15 protein-coding genes and 1 pseudogene are annotated in these 17,824 nt (G+C 34.1%); 1 reads left to right on the top strand and 15 read right to left on the bottom strand.

What is annotated here, in order from left to right; translation table 11 throughout:
* A pseudogene (locus ACE01P_RS23610) lies at window positions 1–312 on the bottom strand (diphosphomevalonate decarboxylase); the annotation flags it as partial.
* 204 nt (window positions 313–516) lie between these two features.
* Between ACE01P_RS23610 and ACE01P_RS23605 the strand changes: the two are divergent.
* Window positions 517–993, top strand: coding sequence for a TspO/MBR family protein (locus ACE01P_RS23605; RefSeq protein WP_379701515.1), 477 nt, complete (start codon window positions 517–519; stop codon window positions 991–993).
* 9 nt (window positions 994–1,002) lie between these two features.
* On the opposite strand, the gene ACE01P_RS23600 is transcribed toward ACE01P_RS23605, so the two are convergent.
* From ACE01P_RS23600 to ACE01P_RS23535, 14 genes are all read right to left on the bottom strand, one after another.
* Entirely contained in the window at window positions 1,003–1,725 is a 723-nt protein-coding gene (locus ACE01P_RS23600; protein ID WP_379701514.1) for a hypothetical protein, read from the bottom strand.
* 9 nt (window positions 1,726–1,734) lie between these two features.
* On the bottom strand, window positions 1,735–2,457 hold the full coding sequence (locus ACE01P_RS23595) for a hypothetical protein (RefSeq protein WP_379701513.1): 723 nt from the start codon (window positions 2,455–2,457) through the stop codon (window positions 1,735–1,737).
* 73 nt (window positions 2,458–2,530) lie between these two features.
* On the bottom strand, window positions 2,531–3,205 hold the full coding sequence (locus ACE01P_RS23590; RefSeq protein ID WP_379701512.1) for an MBL fold metallo-hydrolase: 675 nt from the start codon (window positions 3,203–3,205) through the stop codon (window positions 2,531–2,533).
* Window positions 3,206–3,265: 60 nt separating this feature from the next.
* Window positions 3,266–3,838 (bottom strand): Crp/Fnr family transcriptional regulator, encoded by a 573-nt coding sequence (locus tag ACE01P_RS23585; RefSeq protein ID WP_379701511.1) that lies wholly within the window; start codon window positions 3,836–3,838, stop codon window positions 3,266–3,268.
* Between the two features lie 2 nt (window positions 3,839–3,840).
* The gene (locus ACE01P_RS23580; RefSeq protein WP_379701510.1) at window positions 3,841–4,488 is read right to left on the bottom strand and encodes an HAD family hydrolase; all 648 of its coding nucleotides are present in this window, start codon (window positions 4,486–4,488) and stop codon (window positions 3,841–3,843) included.
* Between the two features lie 6 nt (window positions 4,489–4,494).
* On the bottom strand, window positions 4,495–5,703 hold the full coding sequence (locus tag ACE01P_RS23575) for an NAD(P)/FAD-dependent oxidoreductase (RefSeq protein WP_379701509.1): 1,209 nt from the start codon (window positions 5,701–5,703) through the stop codon (window positions 4,495–4,497).
* A 79-nt stretch (window positions 5,704–5,782) separates the two neighbouring features.
* A complete protein-coding gene (locus ACE01P_RS23570) occupies window positions 5,783–6,460 on the bottom strand; it encodes a glycerophosphodiester phosphodiesterase (protein WP_379701508.1) in 678 nt (225 codons plus the stop codon).
* 175 nt (window positions 6,461–6,635) lie between these two features.
* Window positions 6,636–8,228: an alpha-amylase family glycosyl hydrolase gene (locus ACE01P_RS23565; protein WP_379701507.1), complete on the bottom strand. Its 1,593-nt coding sequence runs from the start codon at window positions 8,226–8,228 to the stop codon at window positions 6,636–6,638.
* Window positions 8,229–8,472: 244 nt separating this feature from the next.
* A complete protein-coding gene (locus tag ACE01P_RS23560; RefSeq protein ID WP_379701506.1) occupies window positions 8,473–10,335 on the bottom strand; it encodes a glycoside hydrolase family 13 protein in 1,863 nt (620 codons plus the stop codon).
* Window positions 10,336–10,365: 30 nt separating this feature from the next.
* Entirely contained in the window at window positions 10,366–11,079 is a 714-nt protein-coding gene (locus ACE01P_RS23555; protein ID WP_379701505.1) for an alpha/beta hydrolase-fold protein, read from the bottom strand.
* A gap of 111 nt (window positions 11,080–11,190) precedes the next feature.
* A complete protein-coding gene (locus tag ACE01P_RS23550) occupies window positions 11,191–13,305 on the bottom strand; it encodes a glycoside hydrolase family 97 protein (RefSeq protein ID WP_379701504.1) in 2,115 nt (704 codons plus the stop codon).
* A 27-nt stretch (window positions 13,306–13,332) separates the two neighbouring features.
* Entirely contained in the window at window positions 13,333–15,636 is a 2,304-nt protein-coding gene (locus ACE01P_RS23545; protein ID WP_379701503.1) for a glycoside hydrolase family 65 protein, read from the bottom strand.
* A gap of 138 nt (window positions 15,637–15,774) precedes the next feature.
* Window positions 15,775–16,425 carry a beta-phosphoglucomutase gene (gene pgmB, locus ACE01P_RS23540; RefSeq protein WP_379701502.1) on the bottom strand — a complete coding sequence of 217 codons (651 nt, stop codon included), beginning with the start codon at window positions 16,423–16,425 and terminating at the stop codon, window positions 15,775–15,777.
* A gap of 24 nt (window positions 16,426–16,449) precedes the next feature.
* Complete coding sequence (locus tag ACE01P_RS23535; protein ID WP_379701516.1) at window positions 16,450–17,805, bottom strand: MFS transporter; 1,356 nt, start codon at window positions 17,803–17,805, stop codon at window positions 16,450–16,452.
* Window positions 17,806–17,824: the final 19 nt, after the last annotated feature.

Here is a 17,824-nt window from a genome sequence, read left to right as displayed (position 1 = left end):
TTCAATTCTTTCTAAAAACTTCTGAATCTTTGGTTTGAAATCTTCTTTTGGTTTCCCTTCAAAAAGTAGATCAAAAGAAAAACTATTTGTCTCACTGAGCGGAGTCGAAGTGTCTCTCTTTTCAAAAGCCAATTTTGTAATCGTTTTACAATTGTTGAGCGTAAAACTTACCGAAGGATTTGCTGGAATCTGGTTGTCTTTTTTTCCCCAGTATTTCACTAATGCAATGTTGCTTGGAGCGCTCCATTCAAAGTTTCCGTTTTCGATTGTTGAAGTATATGGATTTGGTATAAAATCAGCTGCTGAATACATGAATTATAAAATTTTGGCAAAGATAGTTTTTTCACCATATAAGTCATATAAGAAATTATAAGTTGGCTTTGCTAAAATGAACTTAATTTTTTTCACCATCTAAGTCATATAAGAAATTATATGCGGCTTTATTAAAATGAACTTATATAACTTATATGGTGAAAACTTTTCTTTTGACTATTTTTGAATTCAAAATTTAATAAAATGAATAAGTTCGTAAAAATCGCCATAGCTTTAGTAATCTGTTTAACAGTAGGATATTCTGCAAGTTTGGTTACAAGACCAAGTATTGAGACTTGGTATGTAACTTTAGAAAAACCGGTTTTTAATCCGCCGAATTGGATTTTTATGCCAGTTTGGACTTTGCTTTATATTTTTATGGCAATCGCTGCAGCATTAGTTTGGGATAGAATAAAAGAAAATACAGAAGAAGTTAAAAAAGCATTGCTTTTCTTTATCATTCAGTTGATTTTAAATTCAATTTGGTCTTATTTATTTTTCGGATTGAAAAACCTGATGTTAGCTTTAATCGAAATAGTACTTTTATGGCTAATGATTTACGAAACGTATTTAAAATTTATCAAAATCAATAAAATTTCGGGTTATTTATTGATTCCGTATTTAATTTGGGTTGCTTTTGCAACGGTTTTAAATGCAAGTATTTGGTGGCTGAATAAGTAGTTTTTAAAACTACTTCAGCTTCTTAAATTCTTCATTTTTAGCATATAGAAAGTCTAATAATTCCAAATTATTTGATTTCTCTAAAAGTGTTTTAGATTTTGGATCGGCTTTGCAAAAATTTAAGAAGATTTCTTTTTCTTGGGGGCTTATTTTTAAATTTTCACTGAAAAAATCTGGAGGACAAGAAGCGATGACAAGTTTCTTAAAACGGTCATCTCGAGGCTCAATTTTTTTCTTTGGCTCATCAAAAATGGGTTGATTGAAATTTAATCCATTTTTAATTTGACCATCATAAACCATTACTTTTGAAGTGACTTCGTCAAATTGCTTTCGATTTTTAATCTCATTGATTTCTTCCTTATTATTAGCGATTTTTTTAATTTCAGTTTTATTAAAAACAGACCTAGCGACTGTAACATTTTCCAATTCTTCGGCTTTTTGATTCATTTCAACAATGAAGTAGTTTTTTTCCAGATCTTTTAAAGTTAGTTTCAATCTTGTAAATAAATAATCCTTTGAAAAAAACAATAAACTATCTTGCTCTTTTGCTAAAATTGAAAATTCACCAAATTCGTTTGTTCTCGTACTTGTTTGAGCCGTTTTATTAATTACTTCAACTTTATTGAGTGGAATATTTTGCGAGATAACTTTTCCGTTCAATACTTTTTCGGTTTGAGAAATGCTAAGTTGATAAGTGAAAATAGAAATTGTAGTAAGTAATTTTGCTTTCATTCAATGCTGTTAGTTTTTAATTTCTGAATTCAATTTTTTGAATTCTTCATTTTTAATATATAGAAAATCCATAACAGTCAATACATTTGGGTTTTCTAAAAGCGTTTTCGATTTTGGATCTGTGTGGCAAAAATCAATAAAAAGTTCTTTTTCTTCGGGTTTTATTTTTAAATTTTTGATAAAAAAATCGGGTGGGCAATAAGCAAGGATCAACTTCTTAACACGGTCGTCATCAACTTCAATTTTCTTTTTTTGCTTACCTTTTAAAGGAAATGCAACTCGAAGACCTTCTCTAATTGAATTATCATTAACTCCTGTATTCCAGAATAAATCTTTGGCATTTTTGCTGATTAAGACATCTGCAGTAGCATCAGCATCAAGCTTAACTTTATCAATTTCGACCTTAGTTATGACAACTTCATTCAATTCCTCAGGTCTCAGAATCATATTTACAACAATATTGTTCTGGTCTATATCTTGCTGAGAAATTTCTAATCTTTTAAAAAAGTAGTCTTTAGAGAAAAAAAGCACACTGTCTTTTGGTCGAACTGGGATAGAAAATTCGCCAAATTCATTTGTTGTTGTACTGGTTTTTGCAGTTTTATTAATTACTTCCACTTTGTTAAGAGGTGTATTCTGTGAAAGAACTTTTCCTTGAAGTAATTTTTCGGTTTGAGAAACGCTGATTTGATAAGTGAAAATAGAAATTGTAGTAAGTAATTTTACTCTCATATAAGATTGATTAGTTGAGAGTAAAATTATTAGAATTGTCTTAACGAAAACTTACAGAATCTGTAAATTCTTGTTAATTAAATTCAATCAAGTTTTTGAATTTCTCTAATTCTTCATTGTTAAACAAAACTGGCCCATGACCAAAGCACAATATTTTCGGTTCTAAGGAAGCCAATTTTAGAATTGATTTTCTATTCGTTTCTTGATCTGAAGTAAATAAATGTGGAGGTTCATGAAGACCAACTTTTGTAGTTAGCAAATTCATATTAGTCATAACATCACCAACAATTAAAACGCCGTCTTTCTCTCTAAAAAAAGATAAATGACCTCTGGAATGTCCCGGAGTTTCAATAACCGTAAATCCGCCAATTTGATCTCCATCTTTTAAAGTTTGAGAAACCGAATGTCCTTTTCCTGCCCAGAAGTTTTTCTGAAATTTTGAAATAATATGATTCGGATTTGGGTATTCTGTAATTACATTTCCGTTTTCGGCAAATTCTTTTTCTGGTTCGCTGCACAATAGGGGAATGTTTAGTGTTTCGCAGATTATTTTACTGCTTCCCTGATGATCGGCGTGGGCGTGCGTCAAAGCGTGTTGGGTAACGTTTTTATCTTTAATTGACTTTAGTATTTTATTAGCAGAAGTTCTAATTCCGGCATCAATTAAAACATCTTCAATCAAATAACAATTGATGGCGTTGCGAGGGAATAATGGAATTTGGTAAACGTCTTTGGCGATATTCTTCATCTTTTCAAATTTTATTTTGACAAAGATTCGAATTCGGTTTTTCAATCCACTTGATAAATGTTAAGAAATGTCTTGACGGATTCTGCTCAACGATTCTGGAGTAATTCCGAGAAAAGAAGCGATATAAATTAAAGGAGTTCGCTGAATGATTTTGGCTGGAGCTGATGCTAAAAAAGTCTGATATTTTTCTTTAGCAGGAATCATTTGAAGTTTTAGAACTCTGTCTGCTATACAAAGGTAATTCTGCTCCGCTAAAATTCTTCCGACGCGTTCCCAATTCGGGATTTCGTTGTACAGAAATTGCATTTTTTCGAAAGTAATCGAAAGCACTTCGCAATCTTCAATACATTGAATATTCTCAAAAGATTGCGTTTGGTTGATAAAGCTGGAATAGGAAGCAATAAAACCTTCGTCAGCACTTAAATACGTGGTGATTTCTTTTCCGTCTTTTAAATAATAAACTCTCGCTAATCCGTTAAGAATGAAAAAAATCTTGTTGCTGATTTTTCCCATTTCTGAGAGATATTCTTTGGCATTAAAGGTTTCATATTCAAAACAAGAAGCGATTGTCTCGATTTCATTTTCAGAAAAAGAAGCAATTGCTATAATTTGTTTTTGTAATGAAAGATGCATTTTTATAGAATCTCAATTAATTCTGAAGCTTTATTGACAACCAATTTTGCACCGCTGTTTTTCAATTCTTCTTCGGTTCTGTAGCCCCAAGTCACGCCAACAGGAAACATATTAGCATTTACAGCCGTTTGCATATCAATATCAGAATCACCCACAAAAAGGATTTCTTCGGGTTTTAAATTCCATTTTTTACCAATTTCTAAAGCCTCAAACGGATTTGGTTTTTTAAGCGCTTCTGTACTTAAACCAATTGCTTGATCAAAATGATTTGGAAATATTTCGGATGCTATTTTCTTCGTTAATTCATCTGCTTTGTTGGAGAAAACCGCCATTTTGATGCTTTGCGAAGTCAGATTTTCTAACAACTCGACAATTCCGTCATAAGGTTTAGTTTTTAGCGTACAGATTTCGCGATATTCGTTAATCATACATTCAAAACAAATTTCAATCTGTTCGTCTGAATTGTTTGTTGCTGGAAGTGCTTTGCTAACTAGATTTCGCAAGCCGCTTCCAATAAAATATTGATAGGTGTCGTAAGTATGCGTTGGGAAATTTAGACCTTGAAGCACTTTATTCATCGCATCTGAAATGTCTTCTAATGAATTGACTAAAGTTCCGTCTAAATCGAAAATAATTCCTTTAAATTTCATTTTATATTAAATATTTTGAGCCAGAATAAACCCGCTTGTCCAGGCATTCTGAAAATTAAATCCTCCCGTTATGGCATCGATATTGACAATTTCACCAGCAAAATAAAGGTTTTCATGAATTTTGCTTTCCATTGTTTTAAAGTTGATTTCCTTTAAATCGATTCCGCCAGCGGTTACAAATTCTTCTTTAAAAGTACTTTTTCCGTTGACTTTAAATTCGGCTTTTGTTAATTGTGAAGTAAGATTCTGCAATTGATTTTTAGATAAATCTGCCCATTTTATTTCAGCATCAATTCCTGAAGCTAAAACCAAACTTTCCCACAAACGGTTCGGAAAATCAAAAGGTGATTTTTTAGAAACTGCTTTTTTAGCGTGTTCTTGTTTTAAGTCTTTTAGGATTTTTTCGGCATCTTCATAATCGACATCATTTAACCAATTCACAAAAATGGTAAACTGATAATTTTTATCATGTAGAATTCGTGCGCCCCAGGCTGAAAGTTTCAAAATTGCTGGTCCGCTCATTCCCCAATGCGTAATTAACAAAGGTCCTGTAGATTCCAATTTAGTATCTTTTACATTTACAGTAACTTGTGCCGCAACACCAGGCAATTCCTTAATTCGCGGATCTTTGATGTTGAAAGTAAATAGGGAAGGGACAGGGCTAACAATTGCGTGACCTTGTTCCTGAAGCATTTCCCAGATTTTTGGATTGCTTCCAGTTGCCATTACAAGTTTTTCCGTAGCGAAGTTATCTGATTGGGTGTCAATTTTCCAATGATTTTCTTTTTTGAAAATGGATTGAACACTTTGACCTGTCAATACTTTTATGCCTAATTTTTCGGTTGCCTTTAAAAAACAATCGATAATAGTTTGTGATGAATTCGAAACCGGAAACATTCTTCCATCTTCTTCGATTTTTAATTCGACACCGTGCTTTTCAAACCATTCAATCGTATCGCCAGAACAGAATTGGTGAAATGGTCCGCGAAGTTCTTTTTCACCACGAGGATAAAATTTCACTAATTCATTAGGTTCAAAACAAGCGTGTGTTACATTGCATCGTCCGCCGCCAGAAACGCGGACTTTAGAAAGAACTTCTTTTCCTCTTTCTAAAATGGCGATTTTCAGTTTCGGATTTTTCTCAGCAATATTAATTGCAGTAAAAAAACCAGCAGCGCCTCCGCCAACGATGATGATGTCGAAATTTTTAATCATAATTTTTTATTCGCCACGAATTCACGAATTTTTATTCTCATAGATTGTAAAAAAATAATTCGTGAATTCGTGGCTATTATTATATTTTGTCTGGATTATCAGAGATAATTCCGTTTACTTTATAACTTTTTACTTTTTGAATGTCTTCCTCTGAATTTACTGTCCAAGGAAAAACCAAGAATCCCTTTTTTTGAATTTGCTGCACATTTTCTTCATTCAATAACTGAAAATCAGGGTTAATAGCTTTTGCTTTTATATTTTCGGCGAAAGCCAAAGCTGTATCAATATTTTCTTCTGTTAAAATACCAATAGGAATATTTGGATTTAAACTTGAAGTTTCCTGAAGCATATTCCAATCGAAACTTGAAATTATAAAATTATTGTAATTCCATTTTTTTTCTGAAATATATTCCTCGATCAACCTGACAACTTTAGGAGCAGTTCCTAAACCTTTTAATTCGATATTGATCAGACATTTTTTGTCAACCAAATCAAAAACCTCATTTAAAGTTGGGATTTGGTATTTTTCATCAATCAGAAACAATTTTAATTCAGATAATGAAAAAGTATTTACCAAACCTTTTCCGTTAGTTGTTCTGTCTATAGTTTCGTCATGAATCACGATAATATGTCCGTCGGAACTTAAATGAACGTCCAGTTCGATTCCGTCTGAATGTAAGTCTAAGGCTTTTTGAAACGCTTGAAGCGTATTTTCAGGTTCGTATGCTTTTGCACCTCGATGAGCTATTTTTAGCATTTTCTGAGTTTTTTTTTCTAACCGCAAAGGTCGCAAAGTTTTACGCAAAGGTCGCAAGGAATTTATTAAAAATTATATAGCCACGAATTACACCAATTTCCACTAATTTAAATATGATAAAAAATTAGTGGAAATTGGTGTAATTCGTGGCTAAAAAACCTTGCGACCTTTGCGGTTAAATTCCTTCGAGTAAAACAATTCCAAATTCGCTGTCAATAATCACTTTTCCATCAACAACTTCTATTTCTTGATTGGAAAAACCATCACGTAATTTAGTTCCGTTTTCGAAAAGAGAAAATACAGAAAGTTCTTTTCGGCCTTCAGGTAAATCTAAACCAATTAGGACTTTATCTGAATATGATCCTTTAGAATAAGTTCGTGAAAATAAATACGGCTGACTGCTTAATTGCGTATGAACTCCCGCTCCAACGGCAGGATGATTTCTTCTAAATTGACCTAATTTTTGCCAGTGAGAAAGCATGAATTTTGTATCAGGATTATTTTGAATATCGTCCCAATTCATGTTCGAGCGTAAAGTTGCATCGCCCTGAGTTCCTTCAACAACCAAAGAACGATTCGATTCGTCTCCGTAATAAACCTGCGACATTCCAGGAGAAAGCAAGAGTTTTGTTCCTGCTTCAAAACCTTTCACGCGATTGGCATCGAAAGGCTGTCCGTCGTCGTGAGAAGACATATAATTAAGGACAGAATATCCTTTTAGTTCATTATTTAAATGATTTGAATATTTAGAAAATAAAGTTTCATAATCGCTTTGACCAGCATTCCATTTAAATTCAAAATTGATCATGCTGTTGAAACCATTCTCAAAATAATTCACTTTTCGATCTCCAAAATCATAATCTTGTCCACCGCTAATTCCGTAACCGTAAACTTCAGCGATTGTGTAAAACGGATTCTGATCTAAAACCTGCATTGGATGGTGTTTTTTCCAAGTTTCAAAAGCGTAATCACATTCTTTTTTGAAATCGGCCCAAACGCCTTCTTCGGTGTGTTTTACAGTATCGGCGCGGTAACCGTCAATTCCGAATTCTAAAATATAATCGGTTAACCATTTTATAATGTAATATTTCGGACTTCTTGGATAACCTGTTCTTTTGAAGAATTCATCTAGAGAAGCAACTTCTTTTTCATAACGGCCTTCTTTTTTCCATTTTTCTATTAAAAAAGGAGGCAATTCTACATTTTGAGTGCTTTCGGTTTTTACATCTGGAAGGTTTTCAACCAAAGTACACATTGTAGTATTTTCGAAAGATTTGTAATCGCAGACAACGCCAGTTCGAACCCAGTCAGAAGGCCAAACGGGATCTTCTGGAGTTACTGGTCCGGTATGATTAATTACTCCGTCCAGAACTATTCTAATTCCTTTTTCATGTGCTTTTTTTACCAGATTAGCTAAATCTTCTTTTGTTCCAAAATTCGGATCTAAAGCCGTCCAATCTTTTGCCCAATAGCCGTGAAAGCCATAACTCAATCCAGTTCCTTCATCAACACCGTCATGAATCTGCTCTACAATCGGCGTAAGCCAAATGACATTGATTCCTAATTTTTCAAAATAGCCAGATTCGATTTTTTTAGTGATTCCGATAATGTCTCCGCCTTCAAATCCGCGAAGTTTTCCAGGCGTTTTGGTTCGGTTAAAATTTAAGTCGTTTGATTTATCACCGTTGTAAAAACGGTCTGTAAGTAAAAAATAAACATTTGCTCCTTCCCAAACGAAAGGTGTTTTCGAAGTATTTTCGTTATTCATTGTAACTGATTTTGAGCCAGAACAACCCGTAATTATGAATACTAAAGATAAAAAAAGGAAAGTGTATTTTTTTTATTATTTAGGAATTTTTTAGATGAAAAAAATAGCCACGAATTCACGAATTTTTATTCTCAGAGATTGTCAAAAAATAGTTCGTGAATTCGTGGCGAAAAAAAGTCTATCGCAGATTTGGCAGATTTCCTATTTTTAATTATCTGTTAAATCTGCGAGAGAAAAAATATTGTTATTCCAATTCTAAAACCAAAGCAGATTTTGGTTCCAATGTTATTTCAGAAGCCAAATCGAATGTTTTTCCTGTGATAACATCTTTTCCTGATTTAAAGTTTTTGATGCTTTCTTTGAAACGATTTGTTTTTACAACTTGCTCTTTTGCATTGTTATTGAAAACAACCATAACTGTTTTAGCATCAGTATATCTGAAATATACATACGTATTATTTTCAGGAACATAATGTATCATTTTTCCGAAATGAACCGCTTCATTTGTTTTTCTCCAAGTGAATAATTTTGAACTGAAATCAAAGAAAGCAGTTTGTTCTGGAGTTCTTCCTTCTTTTGTAAAAGCATTGTTTTTGTCGCTAGCCCATCCGCCTGGGAAATCCTGACGAATATCGGCATCTCCACCATTATCTTTATCACCGCCCATTGCAATTTCTGAACCGTAATAAATCTGTGGAATTCCACGAACTGTTGCCAATAAAGCCATTGCCAATTTGTACTTTGGTAGGTCATATTTAAACTTATCATTCATACGATCTGTATCATGATTTTCGGCAAAAACTAAAATATTATTAGTATTTGGATATAAAAAATCCATCGCAAAATTGTTGTAGAATTTAATTAATCCATTATCCTTGCTTGGTTCGTCTTCGTTGAAAGCAGAAGTAATCTGACTTTGAAGCGTAAAATCCATTACACTTGGAAGATTCGAATTGTAGTTTTCAATTGCTCCAATTTTACTGTCTTTCTGCCAAAAAGCTAAATTCGCCTGATTGTGCATCCAGATTTCCCCCACAATATTGAAATTAGGATATTCAGTTGTGATTGCTTTTGCCCAATTTGCCATCGCCGTTTTATCTGAATAGTTATAAGTATCTACACGGAAACCATCAAGATTAGCGTATTCAATCCACCAAATGGCATTTTGAGTTAAGTATTTTGCAACAAGAGGATTTCTTAAATTCAAGTCTGGCATTGAAGGAACAAACCATCCATCAACACAAACTTCCTGATCGATTTTTGAAGCGTGAATATCTGTAATTACTTCACGTCTGTGGTGCGTTTGTGTGTAGTTCTCAAATTGATTAAGCCATGATTTTGTTGGTAAATCTTTAACCATCCAGTGTGTAATTCCCCAGTGATTGGTAACATAATCCATTACTAATTTCATGTCTTTTTTATGCATTTCATTAGAAAGACGAACGTAATCTTCATTTGTTCCGTAACGAGGATCAATTCTGTAAACATCAGATTGTCCGTAAGTGTGGTACGAATGCTGTTTGTCGTTATCTTCGCAAAGAGGCGTGCTCCAGATTGTAGTCGCGCCAAGAGCCGAAATATAATCTAAGTTTTTGATGATTCCTTCGATATCTCCACCGTGACGTCCGCTTGGATCTTGACGGTTTGCTTTTTCAGTTAAAGAAGCATCGCTATCGTTTTTCGGATTTCCGTTAGCGAAACGATCTGGCATGATTAAGTAAATTAAATCAGAGGCATCGTAGCTTTTTCTTTCGGCAGAATTCGCTCTTCTTTCTTTAAGCGTATATTTTTGTTTAAAGGCAACTTTGTTATTGTTTTTGAAAGAGAAAACTAATTCAGAAGCTTTTACATCTTTCGTATCGATGGTTACGAAAAGATAGTTTGGATTTTCTGTTTTTTCTACGTTTTTAATCGCAACATTGTTTGAAACGGAAGTTTCGTATTGCGAAATGTTTTTTCCGTAGAACATAATCTGCAGTTCCGAATTTTTCATTCCTGCGTACCAGAAAGGTGGTTCTACTTTTTGGATTTGCGCTTTCGCGGAAGCAGAAAACAACAAAACCAACAAGGCTAATTTATAGATAAGTGATGTTTTTTGGTTTTTCATAGTTTGTATTTTTATGAATGTGTAATAAAATCAAGGTTTGATTTTATTTGATTTCTTCTGTTTGAGCAGCCATTTGTAGATTTCAGGTTTTGTTTCGTATAAATACTGAATTTCATGACCTTCATTTTCCAAACGGGTAAACTTGAAATTTTTATTGCTTTCGCAGGATTCCAAAGATTTTTCAATTCTTTCGGTTTCACTAAATGGAATTTTATCATCGGCTGTTCCGTGAAAAGCCCAAACAGGAATTTTACTCAAATTACAGATTCGAACTAAATCGCTATCGTTTACTCCGCCACAGAACGGCATAATGGCAGCAAATTTCTCCGGAAAATCTAAAGCTGTAATAAATGTTCCATAACCTCCCATGCTAACTCCTGTGAGGTAAATTCGGTCTGTATCAATTCTATATTTCGAATTTAATTCGGCATAAAGCGATTCAAACCAATTCTCAGTCGACCAGTATTTATTATCCGGACATTGCGGAGAAGCTATTATAAAATCGAAATCCTGACCTTTTTCTACTAAATAGGGAAGGCCATAGATTTTCAATTTATTCAGATCGTTTCCTTTTTGCGAACCGCCATGCAAATAGATTACAAGCGGATATTTTTTGGTTCCTTTTGCATAATCTTTCGGCAAATACAAAAGATAATCATAAGATGCTTTTGTTTTGGTTTGAGAATAGGCATTAAACCAGAAAAGGACAAAAAGAAAAATGAAGAAATTAAGTTTGAGGCTCATATTAATTTATCTAAAGATGAAGAAAATAATTACCTCAAATTTAACTTCTTAATTTGATCTGATAGTAAAAAGACAAGTAATCTTGGGGGAAAATTACTTGTCTTTTAAAAATTATTTCGTTTCAATAATGCTTATCGCATAACCTCCTCCAGGAGCCGAAAACTGAGATAATTTAGATTTGTTTGTTACAGCAATTTTCTTGATAGTATAAGCTTGCGGATTTGTTTTGTAATGCGCATCTTTTGCATCAGCATAAATTGTTGCAGTGTATTTTTTACCTTTTTCAAGGAAACTGAAATCGATGTTTGAAGTACGTGGAGTTTCTCCGTTTACGTTTCCAATGAACCAGTTGTTTGTTCCTTTAGCTTTACGAGCAACAGTGATAAAATCTCCAGGCTCAGCCTCGATATATTTACTTTCTGACCAATCTACAGCTACATCTTTAATGAATTGGAAAGCGTCTGGAAAACGGTTGTAGTTTTCTGGAGTATCAGCAGCCATTTGTAATGGACTATACATTGTAACATATAAAGCCAATTGGTTAGCAATTGTACTGTTTACATGAGATTTGTTCTCAGGATTCATTTTGCTGATATCCATTTCGAAGATTCCCGGAGTATAATCCATTGGACCACCGATTAATCTTGTAAAAGGTAAAACTGTTACGTGATTTGGTTTAGAACCTCCAAAAGCTTGGTATTCTGTTCCTCTTGCTGCTTCATTTCCAATTAAGTTAGGATACGTTCTTGCGATTCCAGTTGGACGAACTGCTTCGTGAGCGTTCACCATAATTTTATAATCAGCTGCTTTTTCGATTGCATATTGGTAGTGATTTACAATCCATTGGCTGTAGTGGTTTTCACCTCTTGGTAAAATATCACCTACATAACCGCTTTTTACAGCATCATATCCGTTGTCATTCATGAATTTGTAAGCCGCATCCATGTGGCGCTCGTAATTACGAACAGAACCTGAAGTTTCGTGGTGCATAATGATTTTTACACCTTTAGATTTTGCATATTCGTGAAGACCTTTTACATCAAAATCTGGATAAGGAGTCAAGAAATCAAAAACATAATCTTTAGAATGTCCAAACCAGTCTTCCCAGCCTTCGTTCCATCCTTCAACCAAAACAGCGTCGAAACCATTTGCAGCAGCGAAGTCAATGTATTTTTTTACATTAGCATTGTTTGCTCCGTGCGTTCCGTTTGGTTTTGCTTTTGAAAAATCAGAAACACCTAATTGAACTGTTGGAAAATCATTTGTGTACGACCAAGAGCTTTTTCCTGTAATCATTTCCCACCAAACACCAACATATTTTACTGGTTTAATCCAAGAAGTATCGTCAATTTTTGAAGGATCATTTAAGTTATAAGTCATTTTTGATGAAAGAATTTCTCTAGCATCATCGCTTACGATAATCGTTCTCCAAGGAGAGTGGCTAGGCGCTTGCATATAACCTTTATCTCCTTTTGCATCTGGCGTTAACCAAGATTCGAAAACTAAGTTTTTGTCATCTAAATTCAAGTGCATACAAGAATAGTCAATCAAAGCCGCTTCGTGCAAGTTGATGTAGATTCCATCAGCCGTTTTTAACATCAAAGAAGTTTGAACTCCAGTTGGTGAAAAAGACTTTTGAGAAACGTTTGCAGTATATGCTTTTTGAGCTAAACCTCTAATTTCAGATAATTTAGATTTTGTATAATCGTATTCTTGAGTATCATAATCTCCTGGAATCCAGAAAGCAGTGTGATCTCCAGTCATGGCAAATTGAGATCTTTCTTCTTTGATTACGAAATAAGTAAGATTCTTTTGCGCTGGGAATTCATAACGGAAACCTAAACCATCTTCAAACAAACGAAAACGGATTACGATTTGTCTGTCTGTACTTTTTTGGTTTAAAGTTACAGCCAACTCATTATAGTGATTTCTAATGTGATCAACTTCCCCCCAAACTGGTTTCCAAGTTTCATCAAAAGTTGAAGTTTTAGTATCAACAACAGTAAAGTCGTTCAACAAAGATTTTTTATCATCTTTAAGTTCAAGACCTAATTTACTGGTTTTTACAACTTCTTTGTTTTTGTATTTTAAATTGTAAGTTGGAGTTCCGTCGCTTTGAAGCGAAAATTCCATTACGAACTTTCCTTCGGGAGATTTTAATTGTTGCGCCTTAGCAATCGTGCTAACCGCAAACAAAACTAAACTGGCGAAAAATAAGTTTTTCATGTTTTTAGATTTTTAGAGTATTGTAATTTAATTAATTTGTGCGAGTTTACCAGCCGTTATAGATTTACCATTTACTACAATGTTTAAATCCTGATCGCCGTCAACAGTAAAAGTAGTTTCGTTATGATTTACAGAAACTTTTAAAATTTGGTTTCTGAAATTGATTTTAAACGAATACCCTTCCCATTCTTTTGGAATTTTTGGAGAGAAATGAAGTTGGTCATTTTTCACGCGCATTCCTCCAAAACCTTCCACGATACTCATCCATGTACCGGCCATTGACGTGATATGACAACCTTCTTCAACTTCTTTGTTATAATCATCCAAATCCAAACGAGAAGTTCTTAAATAAAATGTATATGCCATGTCCATTTTATCTAAAGCTGCAGCCTGAATCGAGTGAACGCAAGGCGAAAGCGAACTTTCGTGAACCGTAAATGATTCATAAAATTCGAAATTGCGTTTTAATTCTTCTTTCGAAAAATGATCTTCGAAGAAATAGAAACCTTGTAAAACGTCAGCTTGTTTGATGTATGGTGAACGTAAAACACGATCCCAAGACCATTTTTGGTTAATAGGACGCTGTGATTTATCTAAATCTTTTACAGGAACTAAATCTTTGTCTAAGAAACCATCTTGCTGTAAATAGATTCCAAGTTCTTCAGAAATAGGGAAGTACATGTCGTCTGCCACTTTTTTCCATTCTTGAATTTCATTCGCCGAAAGGCTAACTTTTTCTAAAACTCTTTTGTGATCTGCAGGATATTCTGAAGCCACTTTCTCGATTTGTTCTGAAGCAAAATCAATACACCATTTTGCAATATAATTCGTGTAGAAGTTATTGTTGATGTTGTTTTCGTATTCGTTTGGACCTGTAACTCCAAGAATTACGTATTGGTTTTTATCTTTAGAAAAAGAAGCTCTTTGGTGCCAGAAACGCGCAATTCCGATTAAAACTTCTAAACCTTTTTCTGGAATATAAGAGTAATCTCCCGTGTAACGATAATAGTTGTAAATCGCAAAAGCAATCGCTCCATTTCTGTGAATTTCTTCGTGGGTGATTTCCCATTCGTTGTGGCATTCTTCACCATTCATGGTCACCATTGGATATAAAGCAGCACCGTTTTTGAAACCTAAATTGTCTTTCGCGTTTTCAATCGCTTTATCTAATTGATTGTAACGATACGTCAATAAGTTTCTTGCAACTTGCTGATCTTTTGTAGCCATGTAAAACGGAATACAATATGCCTCAGTGTCCCAATAAGTAGATCCGCCGTATTTTTCTCCAGTAAATCCTTTTGGACCAATATTTAATCGGCTGTCTTTTCCTGAATACGTTTGGTTCAATTGGAAAATGTTGAAACGAATTCCTTGCTGTGCCTTAACATCACCTTCAATAGTAATATCTGACATTTCCCAAACTTTTGCCCAAGCATCAATTTGGTTTTGAAGTAACGTTTCGTAACCTAAAGCAACAGCAGATTTGATTACTTTTTCTGCTCCAGCCAAAGTATTTTCATGGTTTAAAGAAACCGTATAACCTCCAATTTTTTGGATTGTTGAGGTTTGTCCTTTTGCGATAATTGTTCCGTAAGTGTACTGAACTTTATCTATTGTTGAGTCGATTGTTGAAGGAGAAACATTGATGTTTTCGCCATTTGCCAAAATCGTATTGTGCATGAAAGTCGTAACTTTAAAATGCGTTTTGAAAGTTTGAGCCGTTACAAAAGCTTCGTTTGTGCCTTTTTTAACTTCAAGAGGTTCCCAGAATTTTTCTTCCCAGTTGGCATCTTCATTCGTTACACCAGCATCAATATAAGGTTTGTAAACGATTTTTGCATCTTTGTTTAAAGGCGTAATATCGTATTTAATTACTCCAGCTTCGTCTAAATCTAAGGAAAGAAAACGACGGATGTTTACCGAAATTTCAGTTCCGTTTTTAAGAACAGCTTCAAAAGAACGATTGTACCATCCTTCTTTCATATTCAATTCTCTGCGGAAATTTCTAACTTCAGTGCAATTGTGTAAATCAAGATTTTCTTCGTTGATTTCGATATCAATTCCGATCCAATTTGGAGCATTCAAAACTTTAGCGAAATATTTCGGATAACCGTTTTTCCACCAGCCCACTTTTGTTTTGTCGGGATAATAAATTCCTGCAATATAACTTCCTTGGAAAGTTTCGCCAGAATATTTTTCTTCAAAATTCGCACGCTGTCCCATAGCACCGTTTCCGATACTAAAAAGACTTTCAGATGATTTTACTCTTTCGACATCAAATCCTTCTTCTATTATGGACCAATTGTCTGGTTTTATATAATCTTGATTCATCTTTTAAATTAGATAATTCGGCAATTTGGTAATTAGATAATTGCCTTGGTTTCTTATTAACTTTTTACATTCATTTGAGTAATTGCTGTATTAGAATATCTGTCGTTGAGAGCATTATCTCATTGACACATTTTCTAATTATCCAATTAGTTCCTCAATAAAGCTTGTTGTGATTTGGGTAAAATCTTTAAAAATATGATCAGCTTCATGTAAAATTGTTTCCTCACCAATTCCAACACTTACCATTTCTGCAATATTTGCTGCCTGAATTCCAGCAACAGAATCTTCAAATACAATTGAATTTTTTGGATCAATATTTAATAATTGAGCCGCTTTTAAGAAAACTTCAGGATCTGGTTTTGCATTGGTAACGTCATTTCCGTCAACAATAACATCGAAGTAAGAGATGATGCCTGTTTTTTCTAGAATTGGTCTTGCATTTTTACTGGCAGAACCCAATGCAATTCCTTGATTTTTCTCTTTTAATAGTTGTAGAATTTTAAAAACTCCTGGAAGAATCTCACTTTCATCCATGTCAACCAAATAAGATAAATAATCTTCGTTTTTTTGAATTAGCCATTTGTCTTTGTCTTCCTGAGAAGCCTCAACATTGCCGAATCCAAGTATAATGTCTAAAGAGCGAACGCGGCTTACGCCTTTTAAAAGTTCGTTGTCTTCATGTGTAAAATTTATATTTAATGACTGAGCAATTTTTTGCCATGCCAAAAAGTGGTATTTAGCGGTGTCTACAATTACGCCGTCGAGGTCGAATATAAATGCCTTTTTCATTTTAGGGGTAAATTATTCTTTAAATTATGATTTTTGAGAAAAGTCGTCTACGTCTTTTACTTTAGAAACTAAAGCGGCAGCAATTAGAAAACTAACTCCACTTGTAACTAAAGCATAAATGGCATCTCCATTGTAAAGATATTTTACAATTGGACCTCCAATTAATGCATTTACAATCTGAGGAATAACAACAAAAAAGTTGAAGATTCCCATGTAAACACCCATTTTTTTAGGTGTAATAGATCCTGCAAGAATTGCATACGGCATAGCTAAAATACTTGCCCAAGCAACACCAATTAAAATCATCGGTAACACAACCCAGTCTTCATTTGGCATGAAATAAATTGAAATTAGACCAATTCCTCCAATTATTAATGAAAGTGAATGTGTTGCTTTTCGGCCGATTTTTTTAGCGATGTATGGTAAGAAAAACAAAGCGACAATAGCAGAGACTAAGTTGTAAACACCAAATAGAATTCCGACCCAGTCACCAGCATCCTGATATTGCTGGCTAGAAGTGTCCTCTAACGGTAATCCGTAAATATGGTGCGCAATGGCTGGAGTTGTAAAAACCCACATTCCGAATAAACCAAACCAAGAAAAAAATTGCACCCAGCTAAGCTGACGCATTGTAGTTGGCATTTTTGCAAAATCAGTAAAGATGTCTGTAATTTTTGATTTTTCTTCAGAATCAGAAACCACTTCATTTTGCGGATCTTCAAATCTTGCCAATTCTTCTGGCGAATATTCTTTGGTTGTGAATAAGGTTACTAGAATTGAACCAATTAAAACCGCAGCTCCAATAATGAACGATAAAGTCAAATTTAACGGAACACTTCCTGGAACAGTGCTGTTTGGCACGCCAAAATACTTAGTTAAAATGTACGGAAGTGCTGAACCAATTACGGCTCCAAAACCAATTAATGAAGTTTGAATACTAAATCCTGCAGTACGTTGATCTGTTCTTAAATTGTCTCCAACAAGTGCACGAAAAGGCTCCATGGCAATGTTGAAAGAAGCATCCATGATCATTAGCATTCCAGCTCCAACCCACAAAGCAGGAAGTACAGAAATGAAAATGTTAGCTTGTGGCATTAAAACTAATCCCACAGAAGCTAAAACAGCTCCAACTAAAAAGAAAGGTTTTCTTCTGCCGAATTTCCCCCAAGTTTTATCGCTGTAATGACCAATAATTGGCTGTACTATTAATCCCATTAAGGGAGCAATAATCCAGAACCACGAAAGTTCATGTACATCAGCACCAAAAATTTGAAGAATTCTGCTGGCATTTGCATTCTGAAGTGCAAACCCCATTTGGATTCCTAAGAAACCGAAACTCATGTTCCAAATTTCCCAGAAACTTAATTTACGCTTTTCCATTATCGTAATTTGAAAATTA

Origin of the sequence: Flavobacterium sp. HJSW_4, from assembly GCF_042436695.1 — a bacterium.
Lineage (GTDB): Bacteria > Bacteroidota > Bacteroidia > Flavobacteriales > Flavobacteriaceae > Flavobacterium.
This window is presented reverse-complemented; position numbering and strand designations above follow the sequence as displayed.